This window comes from Streptomyces sp. SCSIO ZS0520 (genome assembly GCF_025643355.1).
GTDB lineage: Bacteria > Actinomycetota > Actinomycetes > Streptomycetales > Streptomycetaceae > Streptomyces > Streptomyces physcomitrii.
In genome coordinates this window covers 6,473,579-6,496,729 of the sequence record NZ_CP092644.1, presented here as the reverse complement: position 1 = coordinate 6,496,729, position 23,151 = coordinate 6,473,579, and the positions used below count along the sequence as shown (strand labels likewise).

The 23,151-nt window shown below is 74.2% G+C and carries 24 protein-coding genes; 3 read left to right on the top strand and 21 right to left on the bottom strand.

Annotation, left to right across the window (positions count from 1 at the left end):
* The first annotated feature begins 55 nt into the window (after window positions 1-55).
* Window positions 56-958 carry a ribokinase gene (rbsK, locus tag MID12_RS26265; protein WP_040254484.1) on the top strand — a complete coding sequence of 301 codons (903 nt, stop codon included), beginning with the start codon at window positions 56-58 and terminating at the stop codon, window positions 956-958.
* Window positions 959-997: 39 nt separating this feature from the next.
* Here rbsK and lgt read toward each other — a convergent pair whose 3' ends face one another.
* The 11 genes from lgt to hisI all read right to left on the bottom strand — a co-directional run bounded on the left by lgt (window position 998) and on the right by hisI (window position 10,071).
* Window positions 998-2,008: a prolipoprotein diacylglyceryl transferase gene (lgt, locus tag MID12_RS26260; protein ID WP_263171131.1), complete on the bottom strand. Its 1,011-nt coding sequence runs from the start codon at window positions 2,006-2,008 to the stop codon at window positions 998-1,000.
* A gap of 102 nt (window positions 2,009-2,110) precedes the next feature.
* The gene (locus MID12_RS26255; RefSeq protein WP_263171129.1) at window positions 2,111-2,890 is read right to left on the bottom strand and encodes a DsbA family protein; all 780 of its coding nucleotides are present in this window, start codon (window positions 2,888-2,890) and stop codon (window positions 2,111-2,113) included.
* A 63-nt stretch (window positions 2,891-2,953) separates the two neighbouring features.
* The gene (gene trpA / locus MID12_RS26250) at window positions 2,954-3,778 is read right to left on the bottom strand and encodes a tryptophan synthase subunit alpha (RefSeq protein WP_040254478.1); all 825 of its coding nucleotides are present in this window, start codon (window positions 3,776-3,778) and stop codon (window positions 2,954-2,956) included.
* A complete protein-coding gene (gene trpB / locus MID12_RS26245; protein ID WP_040254476.1) occupies window positions 3,775-5,067 on the bottom strand; it encodes a tryptophan synthase subunit beta in 1,293 nt (430 codons plus the stop codon). The genes trpA and trpB overlap by 4 nt, the downstream gene beginning before the upstream one ends.
* Window positions 5,068-5,209: 142 nt before the next feature.
* Window positions 5,210-5,452 carry a tryptophan biosynthesis modulator TrpM gene (trpM, locus tag MID12_RS26240; RefSeq protein WP_263171124.1) on the bottom strand — a complete coding sequence of 81 codons (243 nt, stop codon included), beginning with the start codon at window positions 5,450-5,452 and terminating at the stop codon, window positions 5,210-5,212.
* A gap of 7 nt (window positions 5,453-5,459) precedes the next feature.
* Window positions 5,460-6,269 (bottom strand): indole-3-glycerol phosphate synthase TrpC, encoded by an 810-nt coding sequence (gene trpC / locus MID12_RS26235; protein ID WP_040254474.1) that lies wholly within the window; start codon window positions 6,267-6,269, stop codon window positions 5,460-5,462.
* 153 nt (window positions 6,270-6,422) lie between these two features.
* Window positions 6,423-6,803, bottom strand: a complete 381-nt coding sequence (locus tag MID12_RS26230) for a DUF2752 domain-containing protein (protein ID WP_078845504.1) — start codon at window positions 6,801-6,803, stop codon at window positions 6,423-6,425.
* Window positions 6,804-6,959: 156 nt separating this feature from the next.
* Window positions 6,960-7,226, bottom strand: a complete 267-nt coding sequence (locus MID12_RS26225) for an HGxxPAAW family protein (RefSeq protein WP_040254469.1) — start codon at window positions 7,224-7,226, stop codon at window positions 6,960-6,962.
* Between the two features lie 132 nt (window positions 7,227-7,358).
* A complete protein-coding gene (locus tag MID12_RS26220) occupies window positions 7,359-8,000 on the bottom strand; it encodes a TIGR02234 family membrane protein (protein ID WP_040254467.1) in 642 nt (213 codons plus the stop codon).
* Between the two features lie 209 nt (window positions 8,001-8,209).
* Window positions 8,210-9,694 carry an anthranilate synthase component I gene (locus tag MID12_RS26215; protein ID WP_040254465.1) on the bottom strand — a complete coding sequence of 495 codons (1,485 nt, stop codon included), beginning with the start codon at window positions 9,692-9,694 and terminating at the stop codon, window positions 8,210-8,212.
* Window positions 9,695-9,705: 11 nt separating this feature from the next.
* Complete coding sequence (gene hisI, locus MID12_RS26210) at window positions 9,706-10,071, bottom strand: phosphoribosyl-AMP cyclohydrolase (RefSeq protein WP_040254463.1); 366 nt, start codon at window positions 10,069-10,071, stop codon at window positions 9,706-9,708.
* 112 nt (window positions 10,072-10,183) lie between these two features.
* Between hisI and MID12_RS26205 the strand changes: the two genes are divergently transcribed.
* Entirely contained in the window at window positions 10,184-10,819 is a 636-nt protein-coding gene (locus MID12_RS26205) for a TIGR03085 family metal-binding protein (RefSeq protein ID WP_040254461.1), read from the top strand.
* A 40-nt stretch (window positions 10,820-10,859) separates the two neighbouring features.
* Here MID12_RS26205 and MID12_RS26200 read toward each other — a convergent pair whose 3' ends face one another.
* The 9 genes from MID12_RS26200 to hisD form a co-directional block, all read right to left on the bottom strand.
* A complete protein-coding gene (locus MID12_RS26200) occupies window positions 10,860-13,208 on the bottom strand; it encodes an MMPL family transporter (protein ID WP_263171116.1) in 2,349 nt (782 codons plus the stop codon).
* A 643-nt stretch (window positions 13,209-13,851) separates the two neighbouring features.
* On the bottom strand, window positions 13,852-14,616 hold the full coding sequence (hisF, locus tag MID12_RS26195; protein WP_040254457.1) for an imidazole glycerol phosphate synthase subunit HisF: 765 nt from the start codon (window positions 14,614-14,616) through the stop codon (window positions 13,852-13,854).
* On the bottom strand, window positions 14,613-15,035 hold the full coding sequence (locus MID12_RS26190) for a Rid family hydrolase (RefSeq protein ID WP_040254455.1): 423 nt from the start codon (window positions 15,033-15,035) through the stop codon (window positions 14,613-14,615). The genes hisF and MID12_RS26190 overlap by 4 nt, the downstream gene beginning before the upstream one ends.
* Window positions 15,035-15,769 (bottom strand): bifunctional 1-(5-phosphoribosyl)-5-((5-phosphoribosylamino)methylideneamino)imidazole-4-carboxamide isomerase/phosphoribosylanthranilate isomerase PriA, encoded by a 735-nt coding sequence (priA, locus tag MID12_RS26185; protein WP_040254453.1) that lies wholly within the window; start codon window positions 15,767-15,769, stop codon window positions 15,035-15,037. Before priA ends, MID12_RS26190 begins: the two co-directional genes overlap by 1 nt.
* Window positions 15,770-15,771: 2 nt before the next feature.
* Window positions 15,772-16,425, bottom strand: a complete 654-nt coding sequence (hisH, locus tag MID12_RS26180; RefSeq protein ID WP_040254451.1) for an imidazole glycerol phosphate synthase subunit HisH — start codon at window positions 16,423-16,425, stop codon at window positions 15,772-15,774.
* The gene (locus MID12_RS26175) at window positions 16,416-16,580 is read right to left on the bottom strand and encodes a hypothetical protein (protein ID WP_040254448.1); all 165 of its coding nucleotides are present in this window, start codon (window positions 16,578-16,580) and stop codon (window positions 16,416-16,418) included. Before MID12_RS26175 ends, hisH begins: the two co-directional genes overlap by 10 nt.
* Window positions 16,577-17,170: an imidazoleglycerol-phosphate dehydratase HisB gene (hisB, locus tag MID12_RS26170; RefSeq protein WP_263171109.1), complete on the bottom strand. Its 594-nt coding sequence runs from the start codon at window positions 17,168-17,170 to the stop codon at window positions 16,577-16,579. The genes MID12_RS26175 and hisB overlap by 4 nt, the downstream gene beginning before the upstream one ends.
* Window positions 17,167-18,312 carry a histidinol-phosphate transaminase gene (locus MID12_RS26165; protein ID WP_263171106.1) on the bottom strand — a complete coding sequence of 382 codons (1,146 nt, stop codon included), beginning with the start codon at window positions 18,310-18,312 and terminating at the stop codon, window positions 17,167-17,169. Before MID12_RS26165 ends, hisB begins: the two co-directional genes overlap by 4 nt.
* Entirely contained in the window at window positions 18,309-19,676 is a 1,368-nt protein-coding gene (gene hisD, locus MID12_RS26160) for a histidinol dehydrogenase (RefSeq protein WP_263171103.1), read from the bottom strand. Before hisD ends, MID12_RS26165 begins: the two co-directional genes overlap by 4 nt.
* 329 nt (window positions 19,677-20,005) lie before the next feature.
* On the opposite strand from hisD, the gene MID12_RS26155 reads away from it, so the two are divergent.
* Complete coding sequence (locus MID12_RS26155; RefSeq protein WP_237283113.1) at window positions 20,006-21,517, top strand: oxidoreductase; 1,512 nt, start codon at window positions 20,006-20,008, stop codon at window positions 21,515-21,517.
* A 277-nt stretch (window positions 21,518-21,794) separates the two neighbouring features.
* On the opposite strand, the gene MID12_RS32325 is transcribed toward MID12_RS26155, so the two are convergent.
* A complete protein-coding gene (locus MID12_RS32325; protein ID WP_317633407.1) occupies window positions 21,795-23,141 on the bottom strand; it encodes a LuxR C-terminal-related transcriptional regulator in 1,347 nt (448 codons plus the stop codon).
* Window positions 23,142-23,151: the final 10 nt, after the last annotated feature.

Genomic DNA, 23,151 nt, shown 5'->3' with positions numbered 1-23,151 from the left:
CCCGGCACCGGCCGCGCCGCCCCGCCCGACCCCGGCTCCAGGAAGGCCTGACCGTATGACCGCCGTCGTCGTACTCGGCAGCATCAACATGGACCTGACGACCTACGTGGCGCGCGCCCCGCGCCGCGGCGAGACCGTGACGGGGCACGAACTGCGCACCCTGCCCGGCGGCAAGGGCGCCAACCAGGCGGTGGCGGCGGCCCGGGCCGGGGCCTCCGAGGTGGCCATGATCGGGGCGGTCGGCACCGACGCCTACGGGCCCGCGCTCCTCGCCGAGCTCGCGCACAACGGCGTGGACACCGACCTGATGCGCACCGTGGAGGGACCGAGCGGGACCGCGCACATCGTGGTCGACGCGCAGGGCTCCAACGCGATCGTGGTGATCCCCGGCGCGAACGGCACCCTCACCCACCTCCCCCCGGGCGACGAGGCGCTGATCGCCACCGCCGACACCCTGCTGCTCCAGCTGGAGATCCCGATGAGCGGGGTGCTCGCCGCCGCGAAGGCCGCGCACCGGCACACCGTCCGTACCGTGCTGACGCCCTCCCCCGCCCGTGAACTGCCCGCCGAGCTGCTCGCGGTGACCGACCTCCTCGTCCTCAACGAGCGCGAGGCGGCGGCCCTGACCGGCCAGGAGAACCACCGCACCGCCCTGGCCGCCCTGCTGGAGAAGGTCCCCGAGGCGGTGCTCACCCTCGGCGCGGAGGGCTGCCTGTACGCGAGCCGGGAGCACGAGCCGCTGCATGTGCCCGCGCCGAAGGTGGAGGCCGTGGACACCACCGGGGCCGGGGACACCTTCGTGGGCGCGCTGGCGGTGGCGCTCGGCGAGGGGCGGACCATGCCGCAGGCGCTGAGCTGGGCGGTCTGCGCGGCGGCGCTCGCGGTCACCAAGCCGGGGGCGATCGCCGCCATGCCCTTCCGCAGCGAAATCGAGGACGGCGACCTGGGCGGCAGCTGAGCTGCCCGCCAGATCGCCGTCGGCGGCTGCGGCCGGGGCTCAGCCCTTGCCGGAGGAGCCTGCCTTGTCGCCGTTCTTGTCGGTGCTGCCGGTACCGCGCGTGCCGCCGGACGCGCCGGTGCCGTCCCGGCCGGGCTTCTCCCCGGTGGCGGCGGCCTCGGCGGCCCCGGACTTCGCGGTGCCGGGCTCCCCGGTGGCCGACTTCGCGGTGGCGTCGTCGCCCTCCGCCGGAGCGGCGCCCGGCTCGACGATCTCCTCGCGGCCGGGGCGCAGCCGGGCGGAGACCACGATGTAGGCGACCGCGGCGGCGAAGACGAGGATCGCGGTCCAGACGTTCAGGCGCAGGCCGAGGACGTGGTGCGCCTCGTCGACCCGCATGTACTCGATCCAGCCGCGGCCCGCGCAGTAGGCGGCGACGTACAGCGCGAAGGCGCGGCCGTGGCCCAGCTTGAAGCGGCGGTCCGCCCAGATGACCAGCAGTGCGACGCCGATGCACCACAGCGATTCGTAGAGGAAGGTCGGGTGGTAGGTGCCGGGGACGCGGCCGTCGTCGGAGCTGGTGATCTTCAGCGCCCAGGGCAGGTCGGTGGCCTTGCCGTACAGCTCCTGGTTGAACCAGTTGCCCCAGCGGCCCGCGGCCTGCGCGAGGGCGATGCCGGGGGCGACCGCGTCGGCGTAGGCGGGCAGCGGGATGCCCCGGCGGCGGGCGCCGATCCAGGCGCCGACGGCGCCGAGCGAGATGGCTCCCCAGATGCCGAGCCCGCCCTCCCAGATCTTGAAGGCGTCGACCCAGTCACGGCCCTCGCTGAAGTACAGCTGGTAGTCCGTGATCACGTGGTAGAGGCGCCCGCCGACCAGGCCGAAGGGCACCGCCCAGACCGCGATGTCGGCGACGGTTCCGGCGCGCCCGCCCCGGGCGATCCAGCGGCGGTTTCCGATCCAGACGGCGAGGAAGACGCCGAGGATGATGCAGAAGGCGTAGCCGCGCAGCGGGATGGGGCCGAGGTTCAGCACTCCGCGCGAGGGGCTGGGGATGAAGGCAATGTCCATGGCAGGGTCGACGCTACCCTGCCGGGCCGCGGGCACGGGCGCCCACCCGGCAACGGGTCCGTAACGGGCGGCGCCGCGCGGTCGCGGCACCCCCCGCGGGTCTCACGCCTTGTCGGCCTCCTCCACCATCTGCTTGAGCTTGGCCGGGGTCAGCGGGTTGCTCTGGTCGCCGTAGATGTTCCTGCCGTCGAGCAGGATGGTCGGGGTGCCCTGGAAGCCGCTGTCCGTGAAGGCCTGCTGGGACTTCTGCACCCAGCTGTTGTGGCGGCCCTGCTCGACGCAGGCGCGGAAGGCGGGCGTGTCGAGGCCCTCGGCCTTGCCCGCGAGGGTGACGAGGCGGGCGTCGTCGCCGTAGGCGTCCTCGGTCTCGGGGGGCTGGTTCTCGAAGAGGACGTCGTGGTACGCGGCGAACTTCCCGGCGTCCTGGGCGCAGACCGCGGCGTTGGCCGAGCGCCGGGAGCCGCTGCCGCCCATGTTCTTGTCGATGAGCGTGACCAGGTGGTACTCGACCTTGAGCTTTCCGCTCTCCGTCAGCTCGTGCACGGTCCCCCGGAAGGTGTCCTCGAACTGCTTGCAGGCCGGGCAGCGGAAGTCCTCCCAGACCGTCAGTGTGGCCTTCGCCCCGGGCTTGCCGACCGGCACCGCGAGGTTGTCCTTGCCCGCCGCGCCCTTGGGCGCCACCACGGGACCGCTGCTCTCCTCCTTGTCGCCGCCCGCGTTGGCGGCGATCACGCCGATGACCGCGGCCAGCGCGAGGACGCAGATGACGGCGCCGCCGACGATCGTCGTCCGCCGCCGCTTGTCCTGCGCCTTCTGCCGCTCTCGCTCGACGGCCAGCCGCTCGCGGGCGGCGCGCTTTCCCTCAGGCTTGTTCTCGCTCACACCCCGCAAACGAACCGGGGAGGCACCAGCGTGCCTCCCCGGTCCCTGATCCACCCGTACGAGTTACCCGGGCCCGGTGCCGCGCCGGACCCCCGCGGCCAGCTCGGCGGCGAGTTCGCGGACCGCCGCCAGTCCGGCCGCCTCGTCGGGGGCGTCGAGCATCCGCTTGACGAAGGCCGAGCCGACGATGACCCCGTCCGCGAAGCCCGCGACCTCGGCGGCCTGCTCCGCGTTGGAGACGCCGAGGCCGACGCAGACCGGCAGCTCCGTGGTCGCCCGGGTGCGCCGCACCAGCTCCTTCGCCTCGGCGCCGACCGAGGCGCGGGTTCCGGTGACGCCCATCAGCGAGGCCGCGTAGACGAAGCCGGAACCGGCCGCCGTGATGGTGGCGAGCCGGGCGTCCCGGCTGCTCGGGGCGACCACGAAGACGGTGGCGAGGCCGTGCTTGGCGGCGTGCTCCCGCCAGTGCGCCGACTCCTGCACCGGCAGGTCGGGCAGGATGCAGCCCGCGCCGCCCGCCTCGGCCAGCTCGGCGGTGAAGCGCGCGACGCCGTAGCGGTCGACCGGATTCCAGTACGTCATGACGAGGACCGGCTTGCCGGTGGCCGCGTGCGCCTCGCGCACCGTGCGCAGCACATCGGCGATCCGCACCCCGCCGCGCAGCGCGATGTCGTCGGCGGTCTGGATGACCGGGCCGTCGAGCACCGGGTCGCTGTGCGGCAGGCCGACCTCGACGACGTCCGCGCCGCCCGCGAAGGCCGCCTTGACCGCCTCGATGCCGCCGTCCACCGTCGGGAAGCCCGCCGGGAGGTAGGCGATCAGGGCGGACCTGTCCTCGGCCTTCGCCGCCGCGAGGGTCTCCTCCAGGAGTCCGATGGTGCCGCTCACTTCACGTCCCCCTGGATCTCGGCGGGCTCGCTGCCCGCGTCGGCCTCGACCGCCGCGTCGGCGCCCTCGTCGTACAGCCCGAAGTAGCGGGCCGCGGTGTCCATGTCCTTGTCGCCGCGTCCGGAGAGGTTGACGACGAGCAGGGCGTCCGGGCCCAGCTCCCGGCCGACATCCAGCGCCCCGGCGAGGGCGTGCGCGCTCTCGATGGCCGGGATGATGCCCTCGGTCCGGGAGAGCAGCCGCAGTGCCTGCATGGCCGCGTCGTCGGTGACCGCCCGGTACTGGCCCCGCCCGCTGTCCTTGAGGTAGGCGTGCTCGGGTCCGATGCCCGGGTAGTCCAGACCCGCCGAGATCGAGTACGGCTCGGTGATCTGGCCCTCGTCGTCCTGGAGCACGTACGAGCGCGAGCCGTGCAGGATGCCGGGCTCGCCCGCGGTCAGGGTGGCCGCGTGCTCCCCGGTGTCCAGTCCGTGCCCGGCGGGCTCGCAGCCGATCAGGCGCACCGAGGCGTCGGCGAGGAAGGCGTGGAAGAGGCCGATGGCGTTGGAGCCGCCGCCGACGCAGGCGAGCGCGGCGTCCGGCAGCCGCCCGGTGCGCTCCAGGAGCTGGCGGCGGGCCTCGACACCGATCACCCGGTGGAAGTCGCGGACCATGGCGGGGAAGGGGTGCGGGCCCGCGACCGTACCGAAGAGGTAGTGGGTGCGGTCGACGTTGGCGACCCAGTCGCGGAAGGCCTCGTTGATGGCGTCCTTGAGGGTGCGGCTGCCGGACTTCACCGCGACGACCTCGGCGCCGAGCATCCGCATCCGGGCGACGTTGAGGGCCTGGCGCTCGGTGTCGATCTCGCCCATGTAGATGGTGCAGTCGAGGCCGAACAGGGCGCAGGCGGTGGCGGTGGCGACGCCGTGCTGGCCGGCCCCGGTCTCCGCGATGACCCGGGTCTTGCCCATCCGCTTGGTGAGCAGGGCCTGGCCCAGGACGTTGTTGATCTTGTGCGAGCCGGTGTGGTTGAGGTCCTCGCGCTTGAGGAACACCCGGGCGCCGCCCGCCTGTTCGGCGAAGCGCGGCACCTCGGTGAGCGCGCTGGGGCGCCCGGTGTAGTGGACGAGCAGGTCCTCCAGCTCGGCGGCGAAGGCGGGGTCGCCCTTGGCCTTGTCGTACTCGGCGGCCACCTCGTCCACGGCGGCGACCAGCGCCTCCGGGATGAACTTGCCGCCGAAGGCGCCGAAGTAGCCCTCGGCGCTGGGCACTCGGCCCTCGGGATCGGGAAGGAAGAACTCGCTGGGCATGCGCATGCTCCTCGCGGGGCGCACGGCGCCCCGGGATGCTCGGTCGGTCGGTGATCACCGTATGCGCGCACCGGACCGCCCGCGGGGACCTCGGCCGCGCGGGCGCGGGGGCTCGCGGGCGAGGCGGATCACGGGGGCGGACTCAGGGGCGCGCGGGGCGCCCGTGCCATCGCATGCCGTTGACCTGGCCGGGCTCGTCGCCGATCACATAGCGCACCCGGCGGCCGTGCACCCGGCGGGCGGGGGCGCGGCAGCCGCGCGGACGGCAGCCGCGGGCCAGCCGGGCGTACCGGTCGAGGGCGGCCCGACCCGCGCCGGGGCAGGCGAGGGCCATCGGGCCCGCGCTGCCGCGGACCTCTCCCGTGCACCGCCCCGCATCGCGCATCGGCCGGTCAACTCCGCCCGTGGCGCAGCGCCGGGTGGGCGCCCGCGGCGACCAGGTCGGAGACCGCGGCCTTCGGGTCGCGGCCGGTGACCAGGGATTCGCCGACGAGGACGGCGCCCGCCCCGGCGTTGGCGTAGGCGATCAGGTCGTGCGGGCCGCGCACACCCGATTCGGCGATCTTGACGAGCTCGTCCGGGATCTCGGGGGCGACCCGTTCGAAGGTCGACCTGTCGACCTCCAGGGTCTTCAGATTGCGGGCGTTGACGCCGATGACGCGGGCCCCGGCGGCGACCGCGCGCTCGACCTCCTCCTCGTCGTGCACCTCGACGAGCGGGGTGAGGCCGATGGAGCGGGCGCGCTCGACGAGGGAGACCAGCGCCTCCTGGTCGAGGGCGGCCACGATCAGCAGGGCGAGGTCGGCGCCGTGCGCCCGGGCCTCCCACAGCTGGTAGGAGGTGACGATGAAGTCCTTGCGCAGGACCGGGATCTGCACCCGGGCGCGGACCGCCTCCAGGTCGGCGAGCGAGCCGCCGAAGCGGCGCTGCTCGGTGAGGACGGAGATGACGGCGGCGCCGCCCGCCTCGTAGTCGGCGGCGAGGGCGGCCGGGTCGGCGATGGCCGCGAGCGCGCCCTTGGACGGGCTGGAGCGCTTGACCTCGCAGATCACCTGGACGCCCTCGCCGCGCAGCGCGGCCTCGGCGTCCTTGGCCGGCGGGGCGGCCGCGGCGCGCTCCTTGAGCTCATCGAGGCTGACCGCCGCCTGCCGTTCGGCGAGGTCGGCGAGGACTCCTTCGATGATCTCGTCGAGCACACTCACGCGAGCGTTCCCCTCTTCCTGCCGTTCCTGCCGTTGCGGCTGTGCCTGTGCGGGCGCGCAAAGGCCCCTGGTCACTGCGATGGTAGCCGCAGGGAGGCGATGCTCCCGCATTCACCCGGGCGCGGTCCCACTACCTGGACGTCCGCCGCCGCTTCAAGGATGCAGCCAGCCGCCGAAGGGCGAATTCCGGACAACCGTGAACACCAGGGCGAGGGCGCCCACCACCCACATCTGCGCCGGGCGCAGGACGAGGCTGAAGGGGCGCCCGCGGGCCGCGCGGATCATCCACACCACCCAGAGCACGGCGAAGGCCCCGTAGCCGAGGACCGCCAGGGCGTTGTCGGTGAGGGCGGCGCCGAGGTCGCCGTGGGCGAAGGCGTGGGCGCTGCGCAGCCCGCCGCAGCCGGGGCAGTAGACACCGGTGAGGCGCAGCAGCGGGCAGACCGGGTAGTGGCCGGGGTCGTTCGGGTCGACGCGTGCCACATAGCCGAAGGCCGCCACCACCGCCGCGAGCACGCCCGCGGGCACCAGCATGCGCTTCAGGGCGGCGCCGGGCGCCGGGGCGAGGGCGGGCTCGGGTTCAGCGTTCACCCGTGCATTGTGTCCTCTGCGGGGAGCCCGCGCGCGGGGCGGGGCCGCCGGGTGCGCGCGGACGGGCGCCGGGGGCGGGGTGCCCCCGGCCCGCGGGTGTCAGACGGCGGCCTCGGCCTGCGGCTCGGCGGTGGCCTTGGCGGCGGGGGCGGCCGCGGGGGCGTTCTTCGGCTTCGCGCCCAGGCCCATCAGGCTCATGAGGCCGCCGACCACGCCGCCGAGGACGGTGAGCACCATCCCGGCCCAGAAGCCGACGGGCTCCGCCATGACCATGAAGGCACCCGCGACGCAGAAACCGATGAAGGTGATGATGACACCGGTCCAGGCGGCCGGGGTGTGTCCGTGTCCGTGGCTGCTCGCCGACATGACGTGCTCCTTGTTGCTGGGGCGGGGCGGGGCGGGGTGCGTGGTCGTGGTCGAACCCTCGCCGCCCATTGTCCCGTACGCCGGACGCCGATCCGGCGCGGGGTGGCGAAGAGCACGTGCGGCGGGGCGGGTTCAGCCGCTCCGGGTGCCGCGGGTGGGGTCCTCGCCGCGGTCGAGCGCCTTCCACAGCTCCCCCGGGTGGTCCGGGTCGGCGGGGGCGGACCGGCGCGGACGCGGGGCCCCGGAGCGCTCGTACCGGCCGGACATGGCGGGCCAGCCGCTGCCCCAGCGCAGCGCGATCACTCCGGCGAGCAGGATCAGCGCCCCGCCCGCGACCGCGACATAGGGCCAGGCGGTGTGGCTGAGCGACTCGACGGTGGCGGAGGTGTTGCCCGAGGCCTCGGCGGCCTTCTCGTCCAGGGCGCCGCTGTCGGAGGCGCCGAGCAGCGAGGCCGCCACGATGCCGGCGCCGGCGAGCGCGAGCAGCCCGGAGACCAGGTACCGGCCGGTGCGGCGCACGGCGAAGACGGCGACCAGGGCGGCGAGCCCGACGACGGCGAGCGCCGCGGGGAGTCCGGTGACATCGCCGCCCTTCGCGGAGAGCGGGAAGTCGCCGCCCGCGACGGCGGCCGTGCCCTCGGCCCAGCGCTGACGCGAGGCGAGCAGCGTCACGGCGGCACCTCCGGCGCCCGCGAGCAGGGCGACGGCCAGGCTGCGGCGACCGGAGCGGGCGCGCGCCGCGGCTTCGGTTCGGGGGTGGGGTACAGCAGTCACCCCCCCACTATCGCCCCAAGCCGCCCCCGGGCGTCACCCGGGGCGGGCCGGGGGACGCAGATCACTGCGGCGATTTCGTCACATCATGGCCGGAAATCGCGGGTGCCGCCGCGCCTGGGAAGGGCTGGCCGCGCCGGACATACGGAAAGAACCGAACATACGGGAAGAAGGGGACGGCTGTACGTACGGGACCGCGGCCCGAACCCCCGCTACCCGCCGAGCCGTTCCGCGGTGTGCACCGCGCGCAGGACCGCCGCCGCCTTGTTGCGGCACTCGGTGTCCTCGGCGACCGGGTCCGAGTCGGCGACCACCCCGGCGCCCGCCTGGACGTAGGCGGTGCCCTCCCGCAGGACGGCGGTGCGGATCGCGATGGCGGTGTCCGAGTCGCCCGCGAAGTCGAGGTAGCCGACGCAGCCGCCGTACAGTCCGCGGCGGGAGGGCTCCAGCTCGTCGATGATCTGCATGGCGCGCGGCTTGGGGGCGCCGGAGAGGGTGCCCGCGGGGAAGCAGGCGGTGAGGACGTCGAAGGCGGTGCGGCCCTCGGCGACCTGGCCGGTGACGGTCGAGACGATGTGCATCACGTGCGAGTACTTCTCGATCGACATGAAGTCGACCACCTCAACGCTGCCCGGCTCGCAGACCCGGCCGAGGTCGTTGCGCCCGAGGTCGACCAGCATCAGGTGCTCGGCGCGCTCCTTGGGGTCGGCGAGCAGTTCCTCGGCGAGCTGCTGGTCCTCCTGGGGGCTCGCCCCGCGCGGCCGGGTGCCCGCGATGGGGTGCACCATGGCGTGCCCATCCTCGACCTTGACCAGGGCCTCCGGCGAGGAGCCGACCACGTCGAAGCCGTCGAAGCGGAAGAGGTACATGTACGGCGAGGGGTTGGTGGCCCGCAGCACCCGGTAGACGTCGAGCGCGCTCGCCGCGCAGGGCGTCTCGAAGCGCTGCGAGGGCACCACCTGGAAGGCCTCGCCCGCGCGGATGCGCTCCTTGATGTCCTCGACGGCCGCCTGGTAGTCGGTGCCGCCCCAGAGCGCCTGGTACGGGGGCAGTTCGGCGGGCGGCAGGGCCGCGGGCGGCTGCGCGAGCGGGCGGCAGAGGTCGGCCTGCATGGCGTCGAGCCGGGCCACGGCGTCCGCGTACGCCTCGTCCACGCCGGTGTCGAGGTCGTTGTGGTTGATGGCGTTGGCGATCAGCAGGACGGTGCCGTCCCAGTGGTCGAGCACCGCGAGGTCGCTGGTGAGCAGCATGGTCAGCTCGGGCAGCTTCAGGTCGTCGCGCTCGCCGGGGCCGATCTTCTCCAGGCGGCGCACGATGTCGTAGCCGAGGTAGCCGACCATCCCGCCGGTGAAGGGCGGCATGCCGGAGGCGAGGTCGCGCGGGGTGTGCAGCGCCTCGACGGTGGCGCGCAGGGCGGCGAGCGGATCGCCCTCGGCGGGGACGCCGACCGGCGGCACGCCCTCCCAGTGGACCCGGCCGCCGCGCTCGGTGAGCGTGGCGGAGGAGCGCACCCCGACGAAGGAGTAGCGGGACCAGGAGCGGCCGTTCTCCGCGGACTCCAGGAGGAAGGTGCCGGGCCGCTCGGCGGCGAGCTTGCGGTAGAGCGCGAGGGGGGTGTCCCCGTCGGCCAGGAGCTTGCGGCTGACCGGGATGACGCGGCGGTCGGCCGCCAGCTTGCGGAAGGTGTCGAGGTCCATGGCCGCCGACCCTACTGACCGAGCGGCAGGACGTCGGCATCGAAACAGGTGCGGTCGCCGGTGTGGCAGGCGGCGCCCACCTGGTCGACCCGCACCAGGACGGTGTCCGCGTCGCAGTCCAGGGCCACCGACTTCACGTGCTGGACGTGGCCGGAGGTGTCGCCCTTGACCCAGTACTCCCGGCGGCTGCGGGACCAGTAGGTGGCGCGGCCGGTGGTGAGCGTGCGGTGCAGCGCCTCGTCGTCCATCCAGCCGAGCATGAGCACCTCGCCGGTGTCGTACTGCTGGGTGACGGCGGGGACGAGCCCGTCGGCGCCGCGCTTGAGGCGCGCGGCGATCTCCGGGTCGAGCTGGCTGGGCTGCCTGGACGTGGTCATGGGTGCCATTGTGCGCGATCCGCCGGGCCCTTCGGGCGGGCGTCCGCCCGGTGGAACACCCTCGCCGTCCGGGGACGTGGCCGTCTCCCCCGGGCGGCCGTAGGGTTAACGCATGTCCACTCATGCCAAGCGTGAACGACTCCTGCTCGCCGATCTCCTGGAGGCGGCCGGACCCGAGGCGCCGACCCTGTGCGGCGGCTGGCTCACCCGCGACCTCGCCGCCCATGTGGTGGTGCGCGAGCGCCGCCCGGACGCCGCGGGCGGCATCCTGATCAAGCCGCTCGCCGGCCGCCTCGAACGCGTCGAGGGCGAGTTCGCCGGCAAGCCCTACGAGGAGCTGCTGCGGCTGATCCGCAGCGGCCCGCCGCGCTTCTCGCCCTTCGCCCTCAAGCAGGTCGACGAGGCCACCAACATCGTCGAGTTCTATGTCCACGCCGAGGACGTCCGCCGCGCCCAGCCGGACTGGACCGCGCGCAGGCTCGACCCGGTCTTCTCCGACGTCCTCTGGTCGCGTCTGGAGCGCACCGCCCGGGTGGTCGGCCGCAAGGCGCCGACGGGCGTGGTGCTCCGCCGCCCCGACGGCCGGACCGTGGTCGCGCGCAAGGGCGCCCCGGTGGTGACGGTCACCGGCGAGCCAAGCGAGCTGCTGATGTACGTCTACGGGCGCCAGTCCGTGGCGGACGTCCAGCTCGACGGCGAGCCGGAGGCGGTCACCCAGCTGAACGGCGCCAAGGAACTGGGCATCTGAGCCGACCGGCCCGCCGCGCGGGGGTCCCGGCGGCGGGGGCTCAGGACCGGCCGCCCTCGCCCTCGGTGTCCAGGCGCGGGAGCACCCGGTCCAGCCACCGCGGTGTCCACCAGGCCGCCCGGCCCAGCAGGGTCATCACCGCCGGGACCAGCAGGAGCCGTACCACGGTGGCGTCGATCAGCACGCTGACGGCGAGGCCGAGGCCGAGCATCTTGACCACGACGCTGTCGCTGACCAGGAAGGCGGCGAAGACGCTCACCATGATGAGCGCGGCGCAGCTGATCACCCGGGCGGTGATCTCCAGGGCGTGCGCCACGCTCGCCCGCGCCTCGCCGGTGCGCCGCCAGGCCTCGTGGACCCGGGAGAGCAGGAAGATCTCGTAGTCCATGCTCAGGCCGAAGACGATCGCGAACATCATCATCGGCACATAGCTCTCGATCGGCACCTTGCCCGAGACGCCGAGGGCGCCGCCGCCCCAGCCCCACTGGAAGACGGCGACCACCACGCCGTACGAGGCGGCGATCGAGAAGATGTTGAGCACGGCGGCCTTCAGGGCGACCAGGGGCCCCCGGAAGACGAGCAGGATGATCAGGAAGGCCAGCGCCACCACCACCGCGACGATCAGCGGCAGCCGGGCGGCGACCACATCGCGGAAGTCCACCTGGGCGGCGGTGGTCCCGGTGACATAGCCCTGGGCGGGGGTGCCGGAGACCGCCTGCGGCAGGGTCTCGTCGACCAGGCGGTTGACCAGGTCGGTGGTGGTGGCGCTCTGCGGGGAGGCCGTGGAGTACGCGGTCGCGAGGAGGATGTCGCCGTCCCCGGCCGGTTGCGGCTTGGTGATGCTCCGGGCGCCGGGTACGCCGGTGAGCGCCTGCTGCGCCTGGGAGGCCAGCGCCGAACGGTCCCCGGAGGAGACCGCGCTCTGGTCGACGACCACCGTCAGCGGGCCGTTGGAGCCGGGTCCGAAGGCCTCGGACATCAGGTCGTAGGCGCGGCGGTCGGTGAAGGAGGTGGGGTCGGCGCCGTCCCCGATGTGCCCGAGCCGCAGCGAGAACACCGGGACGGCCAGCACCACGACGACCGCGGCACCGGCGGCCAGGAACCACCAGGGGCGGCGCTCCACCCGCCGGGCGTAGCGGTGCCAGGTGCCGTGGCCCTCCGCGGGCCCGCCTTCCGTACGGCCGCCCGCCGCCCCGTCTTCCGTACGGTCACTTGCCATCCCCGTACGGCCGCCCGCCCCGTCTTCCGTACGGTCACCCGCCGCTCCGTCTTCCGTACCGCCCGCCGCCCCCGGTTCGACCTCGGCGATCGGGCGCCGCACCCGGTAGCGGTCGAGGCGCCGCCCGGCGAGGCCGAGGACCGCGGGCACCAGGGTGAGCGCGCCCGCCACGGCGGTCACCACGGTGAGGGCGGCCGCCGCCCCGAGCTTGGCGATGAAGCCGACGCCGGAGACGGCGAGCCCGGTCAGGGCGACGATCACGGTGCAGCCGGAGACCAGGACCGCCCGGCCGCTGGTGGCCACGGCCCGCCCGGCGGCGGTCACCGGGTCCGCGCCGTCCATCAGGTGCTGGCGGTGCCGGGTGAGCAGGAAGAGCGCGTAGTCGATGCCGACGCCCAGGCCGATCATGGTGGCCAGGGTCGGGGAGACGGTGGCGAAGTCGAAGGCGGCGGCGAGCAGTCCGAGGCAGGCGAGCCCGCAGACCACCGCGAGCAGCGCGGTCAGCAGCGGCACCCCGGCGGCGAGCACGCTGCCGAAGCCGACGAGCAGCACCACGATCGCGACCCCGAAGCCGATCAGCTCCGAGACCCGGTCGTCGGCGGCCGGCCGGGCCAGCTCCCCGAGCGGTCCCCCGTACTCGACCTGGGCGCCCGCCTGGCGCAGCGGCTTGACCGCGCTGTCCACGCCGTCGAGGTAGGAGTCGCCGAGGGTGGACGGCTGCACCGCGAAGAGGACGGTGATGTACGCGGTCTTCTTGTCCCCGGAGAGGGGGCCGGTGGAGGAACTGCCGTTCGCGGTGAGCGGGTTCTGCGCGGAGAGCACCTGCGGCAGCTTCGCGAGGGCGCCGACCGCGGTGGACATCTGCGAGCCGAGGCCGGTCAGCGGCGTGCCGGAGTCGTGGACGACGACCTGGCTGCTGTACCCGGCGGCCTGCTTGTCGTGCTTCTGCAGGACGTCGAGGCCCTTCTCCGACTGGACGCCCGGCAGCGTGAAGTTATCCGAGAACTCCCCGCCGAAGGCCCGGTCGAGGGCCCCGAGCGCGAGCAGGGCGAGGAGCCAGGCCACCAGGACGCGCACGAAGTGCCGGGCGCACCACTCGCCGAGGCGCCGCAGCAGTCCCTTCACCGGGCGGTCCGGCGAGGCGCCGCCGCGGGGCGCGGTCGCCTTCACCGCGCCGCTCCGGCCCGGACTCCCGCCCGGGGCAGGCGTGTTCGCCCCCGGCACCGCGGGGTGCGCACCGTCGTCGTCCGTACCATCGCTGCCTCCTCGGCCTGGTGCCGCGCCCGGCCGGTCCGGCGCCCGGGCGCTCGGCCGGGCAGCCGGCCACCCGGGCAACAGATCACCCGATAAAGGGAGATACCGGACGATACAGCGGGTGCGGTGCACCGGCCGCCGACACGAGGGCCCGGGCGGCGGCATCCTGCGGGGCGGTCCGCATCCGCGAGTACGGCGGGGGGCGGGGCGCCGGACGCTCGGGGGCAGGGCGCGGGACGCGGGACGCGCGGGTGCAGGGCGCGCGCGGGCGCGGGACGCGGAAGCCGGAACCGCGGCGCCCGGCCGGAGCCGGATCACCGCGGTTCTGTGGCGGGCGCGTACGAACGGGGTGCGCGGCGGCCCTACCGCGTACGGACGGGTGCCAGGAGGCCCCACCGCGTACGGACGGGTGCGCGGAAGCCCCACCGCGTACGGACGGGTGCCAGGAGGCCCCACCGCGTACGGACGGGTGCGCGGAAGCCCCACCGCGTACGGACGGCTGCGCGGAAGCCCCACCACGTACGGACAGGGACGGCGTACGGGACGCGGGGGTCGCGCCCTAGGCGGACTGCCGCACCGGGGCCCCCGACTCCCGGAGGGCGGATTTCACCTCGCCGATGCGCAGGTCGCCGAAGTGGAAGACGGAGGCGGCGAGCACCGCGTCCGCGCCCGCGTCGACGGCGGGCGGGAAGTCGCCGAGGCGGCCCGCGCCGCCGGAGGCGATGACCGGGATGCCGACGCGGGCGCGGACGGCGCGGATCATCTCCAGGTCGTAGCCGTCCTTGGTGCCGTCCGCGTCCATCGAGTTGAGCAGGATCTCCCCGGCGCCCAACTCGGCCGCCCGGTGGGCCCATTCGACCGCGTCCAGGCCGGTGCCGCGGCGGCCGCCGTGGGTGGTGACCTCGAAGCCGCCGTCCGGGGTCCGGCGGGCGTCCACCGACAGGACGAGGACCTGGCGGCCGAAGCGCTCGGCGATCTCCCGGATGAGTGCGGGGCGGGCGATGGCCGCCGTGTTGACGCCCACCTTGTCGGCGCCCGCGCGCAGCAGCTTGTCCACGTCCTCGGCGGTGCGCACCCCGCCGCCGACGGTGAGCGGGATGAAGACCTGCTCGGCGGTGCGGCGGACCACGTCGTAGGTGGTCTCGCGGTCGCCGGAGGAGGCGGTGATGTCGAGGAAGGTGAGCTCGTCGGCGCCCTCGGCGTCGTAGACCTTGGCCATCTCGACCGGGTCGCCCGCGTCGCGCAGGTTCTGGAAGTTGACGCCCTTGACGACCCGGCCGCCGTCCACGTCCAGGCAGGGGATGACTCGGACCGCCAGCGTCATGGGCGCGGCGCTCCTCGGTCCTCGCGGGCGGCGGGGCGGTAGGCCTCCAGCTCGACCTCGACCAGGACCCGGGAGTCGACGAAGCCCGAGACGACGAAGAGGCTCGCGGCCGGGAGCACCGCCTCGAAGAGCTCCCGGTGGGCGCGGCCGACCGGGTCCACGTCGCGGGCGTGGGTGAGGTACATCCGGGTGCGCACCACGGAGTCGGCGCCGAGGCCGAACTCCGCGAGGGCGTCGAGGGCGTTGGTGAAGGCCGCCTTGGCCTGTTCGTAGGGGTCGCCCTCGCCGTGCAGGACGGTGCCGCTGAAGGCGGTGGTGCCCGCGACCAGGACCCGGTCGCCCGCCTCCACGGCCCGTGCCGAGCCGAAGATCTGCTCCCAGGAGGAGCCGCTGCGTACCCGCCGTGCTGTGCCGGCCATCAGGCCACCGCCTCCAGTGCCTCTTCGAGGGTGAACGCCTTGGCGTAGAGCGCCTTGCCGACGATCGCGCCCTCGACCCCCTGCGGGACGAGTGCGGCGAGCGCCTTCAGGTCCGCGAGCGAGGAGACCCCGCCGGAGGCGACGACGGGGCGGTCGGTCGCGGCGCAGACGTCTTTGAGCAGGTCCAGGTTGGGGCCCTGGAGGGTGCCGTCCTTGGCGATGTCGGTGACGACGTAGCGGGCGCAGCCCTCGGAGTCCAGGCGGGCCAGCGTCCGGTAGAGGTCGCCGCCGTCGCGGGTCCAGCCGCGGCCGCGCAGGGTGGTGCCGCGCACGTCGAGGCCGACGGCGATCTTCTCGCCGTAGGCGGCGATGATCTCGGCGACCCACTCGGGGCGCTCCAGGGCGGCGGTGCCGAGGTTGACCCGGGTGCAGCCGGTGGCGAGGGCCGCGGCGAGCGAGTCGTCGTCGCGGATGCCGCCGGACAGCTCCACCTTGACCCCGTCGGCGGCGAGGCTCTCGGCGACCTCGGCGATCAGGGCGCGGTTGTCGCCGGTGCCGAACGCCGCGTCCAGGTCGACCAGATGGAGCCACTCCGCGCCCGCGCGCTGCCAGGCCTTGGCGGCCTCCAGGGGGGCGCCGTAGGAGGTCTCCGTACCGGACTCGCCGTGTACGAGCCGGACGGCCTGGCCGTCGCGGACGTCGACGGCGGGGAGGAGTTCGAGCGTGGAAGCCATGATCAGAGCGTCTCGATCCAGTTGGTGAGGAGCTGGGCACCGGCGTCGCCGGACTTCTCGGGGTGGAACTGGGTGGCCCACAGGGCGCCGTTCTCGACCGCGGCCACGAAGCGCTCGCCGTGGGTCGCCCAGCTGACCAGGGGCGCGCGGATCGCGGGGTTGCCGGTCTCCAGGGTCCAGTCGTGGACGGCGTAGGAGTGGACGAAGTAGTAGCGGGTCTCGGGGTCGAGCCCGGCGAAGAGCCGGGAGTCGGCGGGCGCCTCGACGGTGTTCCAGCCCATGTGCGGGACGACCTCGGCCTTGAGCGGGCCGACGGTGCCGGGCCACTCGTCGAGGCCCGCGCACTCCTCGCCGTGCTCCACGCCGCGGCTGAAGAGGATCTGCATCCCGACGCAGATGCCGAGGACGGGGCGCCCGCCGGACAGGCGGCGGTCGATGATCCAGTCGCCGCGGGCCGCGGTGAGGCCCTTCATACAGGCGGCGAAGGCGCCGACGCCGGGCACGAGCAGCCCGTCGGCGTTCATCGCGGCCTCGTAGTCGCGGGTGATCTCGACCTCGGCGCCGGCCCGGGCGAGGGCGCGCTCGGCGGAGCGGATGTTGCCGAAGCCGTAGTCGAAGACGACGACCTTGGGTGGCCTCGCGGTGCTCAATTCCATACCTCCAGCCTCATCACCCCGGCGAGCAGGCACATGCCGGCGCCGATCGAGAGCAGGACGATCAGGCTCTTCGGCATCTCCTGCTTGACGAAGGAGTAGATCCCGCCGAGCAGGAACAGACCGACGACGATCAGCAGCGTGGAAAGACCGTTCACAGCGCACCCTTTGTGGAAGGAAGGATTCCGGCGGCGCGCGCGTCGCGCTCGCTGGCGTAGCGCAGGGCCCGTGCCAGGGCCTTGAACTGGCACTCCACGATGTGGTGCGCGTTGCGTCCGTAGGGCACGTGCACATGCAGGGCGACCTGCGCCCGGGCGACGAAGGACTCCAGGATGTGCCGGGTCATGGTGGTGTCGTAGGAGCCGATCATCGGCGCCATGTTCTCAGGCTCGGTGTGCACCAGGTACGGCCGCCCCGAGAGGTCCACGGTGACCTGGGCGAGGGACTCGTCCAGCGGGACCGTGCAGTTACCGAAGCGGTAGATGCCCACCTTGTCGCCGAGGGCCTGCTTGAAGGCGGCGCCGAGCGCGAGGGAGGTGTCCTCGATGGTGTGGTGGGTGTCGATGTGCAGGTCGCCCTCGGTCTTCACGGTGAGGTCGAAGAGGCCGTGGCGGCCGAGCTGGTCGAGCATGTGGTCGAAGAAGCCGACGCCCGTGGAGATCTCGGTGCGCCCGGTGCCGTCGAGGTCGATCTCGACGAGGACGGAGGTCTCCTTCGTGGTCCGCTCGGTGCGTCCGGTGCGGCTCATGCTGTTCCTGCCTCGTCTTCCTTGATCAGTGCGCGCGCCGCGTCGAGGAACGCGTCGTTCTCCTTCGGGGTTCCGGCGCTGACCCGCAGCCTGCCGGGGACGCCGTTGTCCCGCACGAGCACCCCGCGCGCCAGGAAACCCTCCCAGAGCGCGTGCGCCTCCCGCGGCTCGCCGCCCGGGGCGGGGATGCCGAACTGGACGAAGTTGGCGTCCGAGGCGGTGACCTCGTACCCCGCGGCGCGCAGTTCGGTGATCAGGCGGTCCCGCTCGGCCTTCAGCTGCTCGACGTAGCCGAGCAGGGTGTCGGTGTGTTCGAGCGCCGCGAGCGCGGTGGCCTGGGTGATCGCCGAGAGGTGGTACGGCAGCCGCACCAGCTGGACCGCGTCGACGACCGCCGGGTCGGCGGCGAGGTAGCCGAGGCGCAGCCCGGCCGCGCCGAAGGCCTTCGACATGGTCCGGGAGATCACCAGGTGCGGGCGCCCGGCGAGCAGCGGCAGCAGCGAGTCCCCGTGGCTGAACTCCACATAGGCCTCGTCCACGATCACCATCGAGGGCTTCGCGGACTGCGCCGCCTCGTAGAGCGCGAGGACGGTCTCGGCCGGGACCGCGTTGCCGGTCGGGTTGTTGGGCGTGGTCACGAAGACCACGTCCGGCTGGTTCTCGGCGATGGTGCGGGCGGCGCTCTCCGGGTCCAGGGTGAAGTCCCCGGCGCGCGGCCCGGAGATCCAGCCGGTGCCGGTGCCCCGGGCGATCAGCCCGTGCATGGAGTACGAGGGCTCGAAGCCGAGCGCGGTGCGGCCGGGGCCGCCGAAGGCCTGGAGCAGCTGCTGGATGACCTCGTTGGAGCCGTTGGCGGCCCAGACGTTCTCCAGGGCGACCGGGTGCCCGCCGGTGCGGCTGAGGTAGGCGGCGAGCCGGGTGCGCAGCTCCACCGCGTCCCGGTCCGGGTAGCGGTTGAGTCCGCGCGCCGCCTCCCGCACCCGCTCCGCGATCCGCTCGACGAGGGGCTCGGGCAGCGGGTACGGGTTCTCGTTGGTGTTGAGGCGCACTGCTACGTCCAACTGCGGTGCGCCGTAAGGGGACTTGCCGCGCAGCTCGGCGCGGATGGGCAGCGCGTCGATACGGCTGGTGGACTCGCTCACTGGCCCGGCACCTTCCAGTCGCCGTGCTGATCCGGTTCGGCTCCGCCGAAACGCGCCTTGATGGCGGCGCCGTGCGCGGGCAGGTCCTCGGCCTCGGCGAGGGTGACCACGTGGTGCGCCACCTCGGCGAGCGCGTCCCGGCTGTAGTCGACCAGGTGGATGCCGCGTAGGAAGGACTGCACGGACAGGCCCGAGGAGTGGCAGGCGCAGCCGCCGGTGGGCAGCACGTGGTTGGAGCCGGCGCAGTAGTCGCCGAGCGAGACCGGCGACCAGGGGCCGAGGAAGACGGCGCCCGCGTTGCGCACCTTTTCGGCCACCGCGGCGGGCTCGGCGGTCTGGATCTCCAGGTGCTCGGCCCCGTAGGCGTTGACGACCCGGAGGCCCTCCTCGATCCCGTCGACGAGGACGATCGCGGACTGCCGGCCGGCCAGCGCCGGGGCGATCCGGTCCTCGATGTGCTTGCTCGCGGCGACCTGCGGGGCGAGTTCCTTCTCGACCCGGTCCGCGAGCTCGGTGGAGTCGGTGACCAGGACGGCGGCGGCCAGCGGGTCGTGCTCGGCCTGGCTGATCAGGTCGGCGGCCACGTGCACCGGGTCGGCGGTGGCGTCCGCGAGGATCGCGATCTCGGTCGGGCCCGCCTCGGCGTCGATGCCGATCCGGCCGGTGAAGTAGCGCTTGGCGGCGGCGACCCAGATGTTGCCGGGTCCGGTGACCATGTCCGCGGGCGCGCAGCCGTCGTCCTCGCCGGGGCGCTCGGTGCCGTAGGCGAACATCGCGACCGCCTGGGCGCCGCCCGCCGCGTAGACCTCGTCGATGCCGAGCAGCGCGCAGGCCGCGAGGATCGTCGGGTGCGGCAGTCCGCCGAACTCCCGCTGCGGCGGGCTGGCCAGCGCCATCGAGGGCACCCCGGCCTCCTGCGCCGGGACCGCGTTCATGATCACGGAGGAGGGGTACACGGAGCGTCCGCCCGGCGCGTACAGGCCGACGCGGTCCACCGGCACCCACTTCTCGGTCACCGTGCCGCCGGGGACCACCTGGGTGGTGTGGGCCGGGCGGCGCTGGGCGCGGTGCACCAGGCGGGCGCGGCGGATCGACTCCTCCAGGGCGGCGCGGACGGCGGGTTCGAGTCCGGCCACCGCCTCGGTGAGCGCCTCGGCGGGCACCCGGATCCGCTCCAGGCGCACGCCGTCGAATTTCTCCGCGTAGTCGATCAGCGCCGCGTTCCCCCGATGGTGCACGTCCTCGCAGAGGGGCCGCACCTTGTCCAGGGCGGCCGCGACGTCGAAGTCGGCACGGGGCAGCAGGTCGCGCAGGGCGGCGCCCTCCAGGAGGGCCTCGCCGCGCAGATCGATTCGGGAGATCACGTGGCCAATTCTCTCAGACCCGCGAGACCGCCCGTCGCGCCGTTCCACTGGCTGATACACCGCGCCCCGGCAGGTACCGGCACGCTTCGGACAGTGGCCGGAACTCATCCCCCAAAGGTCCCGGAAGATCCCCTTCACCACTAGCGTTCGGCGTTCAAGCGGTCACCGAGCGGGCATGACGCTGGTGGGCCGTACATGTGCGCGGGGCCGCAGCGCGGGAGCCGCCGGACCTCAACCGCCGCACAGCATGGGGGAAGGGACGAGGGTACGTGGTCGACGTCACCGAGGTCGGAGATCCGCCGGACTGGCTGACCGCGGCGGAGATCGGCATGTGGCAGGCCTTCCGCAACGGCAGCGTCTACGACCTGCGCACCCACGACACGGTCGTCGACGACCCGCACGGCGGCCACCCCTGGGGCCCCGAACGCACCGTCCGCGCCCGCATCCTGTGCATGCTGCTGCTCGACGGCCCGCCCCCGCTCTCCGGCCGGGTCTCCTCCCTCAAGCTCCAGGGCCTGCAGATCATCGGCGTCATGGACCTCGCGGGCGGCGTGGTCGATCCGTACGTGGAGATGAAGGGCTGCCGCTTCGAGAAGGAGATCCTGCTGCCCGAGGCGCGGTTCTCCACCCTGCGCATGGTCGACTGCTCGATCCCGCGCCTGGAGGGCGCCCGGCTGCACACCGAGGGCGATCTGCACCTGCCGCGCTGCCGCCTGCACAACGGCATGCGCCTGAGCGACGCCCATATCGGCACCGACCTGCTGCTCAACCAGGCGATCGTCTACCGGGACCGGCGCGGCCGCTCGATCATGGGCGACGGGCTCAACGTCGGCCAGGACCTCCAGGCCGAGATGATGGAGTCGCACGGCGAGCTGAGCCTGCGCGGCGCCCAGGTCGGCGTCTCGCTCAGCCTGCGCGGCAGCCACCTCGCCAACCCCTACGGCCGCCGGGCGCTCAACGCCCCCCAGCTGACCGTGGAACGCAGCCTCTACCTGACCCCGGCCAGCCTCGGCAACACCCTGCAGACCGGCGGCACCCCGGCCCGCGGCACCCGCATCCAGCGCTTCGAGTGCCAGGGCGGACTGCGCCTGGACGACGGCCGGTTCGGCGACGCCGTCGACCTCGACCAGGCCCGCTTCACCCTGGAGAACGACCAGGAACTCTCGCTGCGCCGCATCCAGACCCCCGAGCTGCGCTTCACCTGCGAGCGCCCGCGCCGCGGCCAGGTGGTGCTCTCCGGCGCCAAGGTCGTCAACCTGGTCGACAAGTCGACCAGTTGGCCCGGCGTCGGCGGCCTCCGCCTCGGCGGCTTCACCTACGAGAACCTCGTACCGCGCGGCTCCTTCCCGCTCAGCCGCCGCATCGAGTGGGTCTCCGCGGCCACCGCCGAGTACAACCCCGAGCCCTACGAGAAGCTCGCCACCGTCCTGCGCACCACCGGCGAGGACGCCGACGCCCGCGAGGTGCTCCTCGCCAAGCAGCGCAGACGCCGGGAGACCCTGCCGCTGGCCGGAAAGCTCTGGGGCTACGCCCAGGACTGGACGGTCGCCTACGGATACCGGCCCGGCCGCGCCGCGGTGTGGATGGCGGTGCTCTGGGCGGTCAGCGCCTTCGCCTTCGCGCACGCCCCGCACCCCTCGCTCAAGGGCGAGGAGCACCCGGAGTGGAACGCCGCCCTCTTCGCCCTGGACCTGCTGCTCCCGGTGATCGATCTGGGCCAGGACGGCTACTGGCGGATGAGCGGGGCCTGGCAGTGGGCCTCCACCACGCTGATCCTGCTCGGCTGGATCCTCGCCACGACGGTCGCGGCGGGGGCGACGCGGATGCTGCGGCGGGGCTGACACCCTCCGCAGGGATCGACCGCGTCCGGGCCGACAGCGCGTCCGGGCCGGTCGCCGCCCCCGGTGTCAGGCGCCCGGCGGCGCCGGGGGTGTCTTCACCGTCCTGTGTGGTGTCCGCGGTGTCCGGTGCGTGCTCGCTGGGGGTACCCCCTGCTCGAAGAGCTCGGGGGAGCGCCGGGCGAAGGCTCTCGTAGCGGAGCTGCTCGGGCCTTAGTCCGGTGCGGCGAGAGTGCGTGCCGGGCGCCGCGGGCGCCGTGCGGAACGGTGACGGCACCCCCTAGACCCCGGCCTCCCTGGCGAGTGCCGCGGCCTCGCCCCGGGAGGCGGCGCCCAGCTTGCCCAGGATGTTGGCGACGTGGAACTTCACCGTCGACTCGCTGATGTGCAGCTCGGCGGCGATGGCCCGGTTGCGCAGCCCGCGGGTGAGCAGGCCGAGGACCTCCAGCTCCCGGGGGTGCAGTTCCGCGAGCGGTCCCGGGGCGGGGGCGGTGAGCGGACCGAGCGGGAGCGCTGCGGTGACGGTGGTGCCCCAGCCGGGCTCGGCGTCCACGGTGAGCGTGCCGCCGAGCGCGTCGAGCAGTTCGCCCACCCGGTGCGCGCCGAGCGAGTCCGCGTCGAGCGTGCCGGGCCCGTCGTCGCGGACCACCACCCGCAGCCGGTCCGCCGCGGTGTGCCAGCGCAGGCGGAGGCGGCGCACCCCGTCCTGCTCCAGCATCGCGAGGACGGTGGCCCGGGTGGCGGCGCCCGCGGTGTGGGCGAGGTCGGAGGGGACCGTACGGTCCGGTTCGGGGGCCCGCAGCTCCAGGCGGACGTTGCCGAAGCGCAGCAGCGGACGCAGTTCGGCGGCGCTGCGGGCGAAGGCCTCGCCGAGGCTCTCCTCGGACAGGCCCCGGTCCCACTCGGCGTAGGAGCGCAGGGCGAGCAGCGCGGAGAGGGCGAGTTCGGTGGCGGCCGCGCGGGCCTGGCCGTCCCCGAGTGCGGGCGCGCGCAGGGTGGTGAGCAGACCGGTGAGGGTGGCGGAGTGCGCGGCGGCGAGTTCGGCCATCACCCGGCCGCGCTCGCTGGCGGCGGCCCTGGACCGGCCGAGCTGGGCGGGCTCCGGCGCCAGGGCGCGGCCCAGCTCCCTGGCGGTCACCAGGTCCCAGAGCCGCTGGACCAGCCGGAGGACGGGCGCGGGCAGCGGCTCCCCGGAGACCTCGGCGAGCACCAGCAGGGCACCCGCGCCGCCGGCCTCCCGGGAGGCCACCGCGAGCACCCGGCGCTCCTCGCCCGCCAGCTGTGCGGCGCCCTGCCACGGCCGGTCGACCGGCACGGTGGCGGCCAGCCGCCCCAGCTCGGAGCCGGTGACCCGCGCGGCGAGCTCCCGGTCCCCGGCGGTCTTCAGCGGGGAGTGCGCGCAGTAGCCGCTGAGTGCGGCGGCGGCGCGGTGCGGCACAAGGGCGCCCAGTTCCGACGACAGCCGCCCGAGCGTCCCGCCCAGCGGCGCCCTGAGCACCCGGGTGGCGGCGGCGAGCACGGCGGCCGGGTCGGTCCAGTCGGGGACGGGGACGCGCCCGGTCCCGGCGCCCTCAGGCCCCGCGGCCGGCTCCTCCGCGTGGGCGGCCGACTCCTCCGCATGGTCCATGCCGTCCACC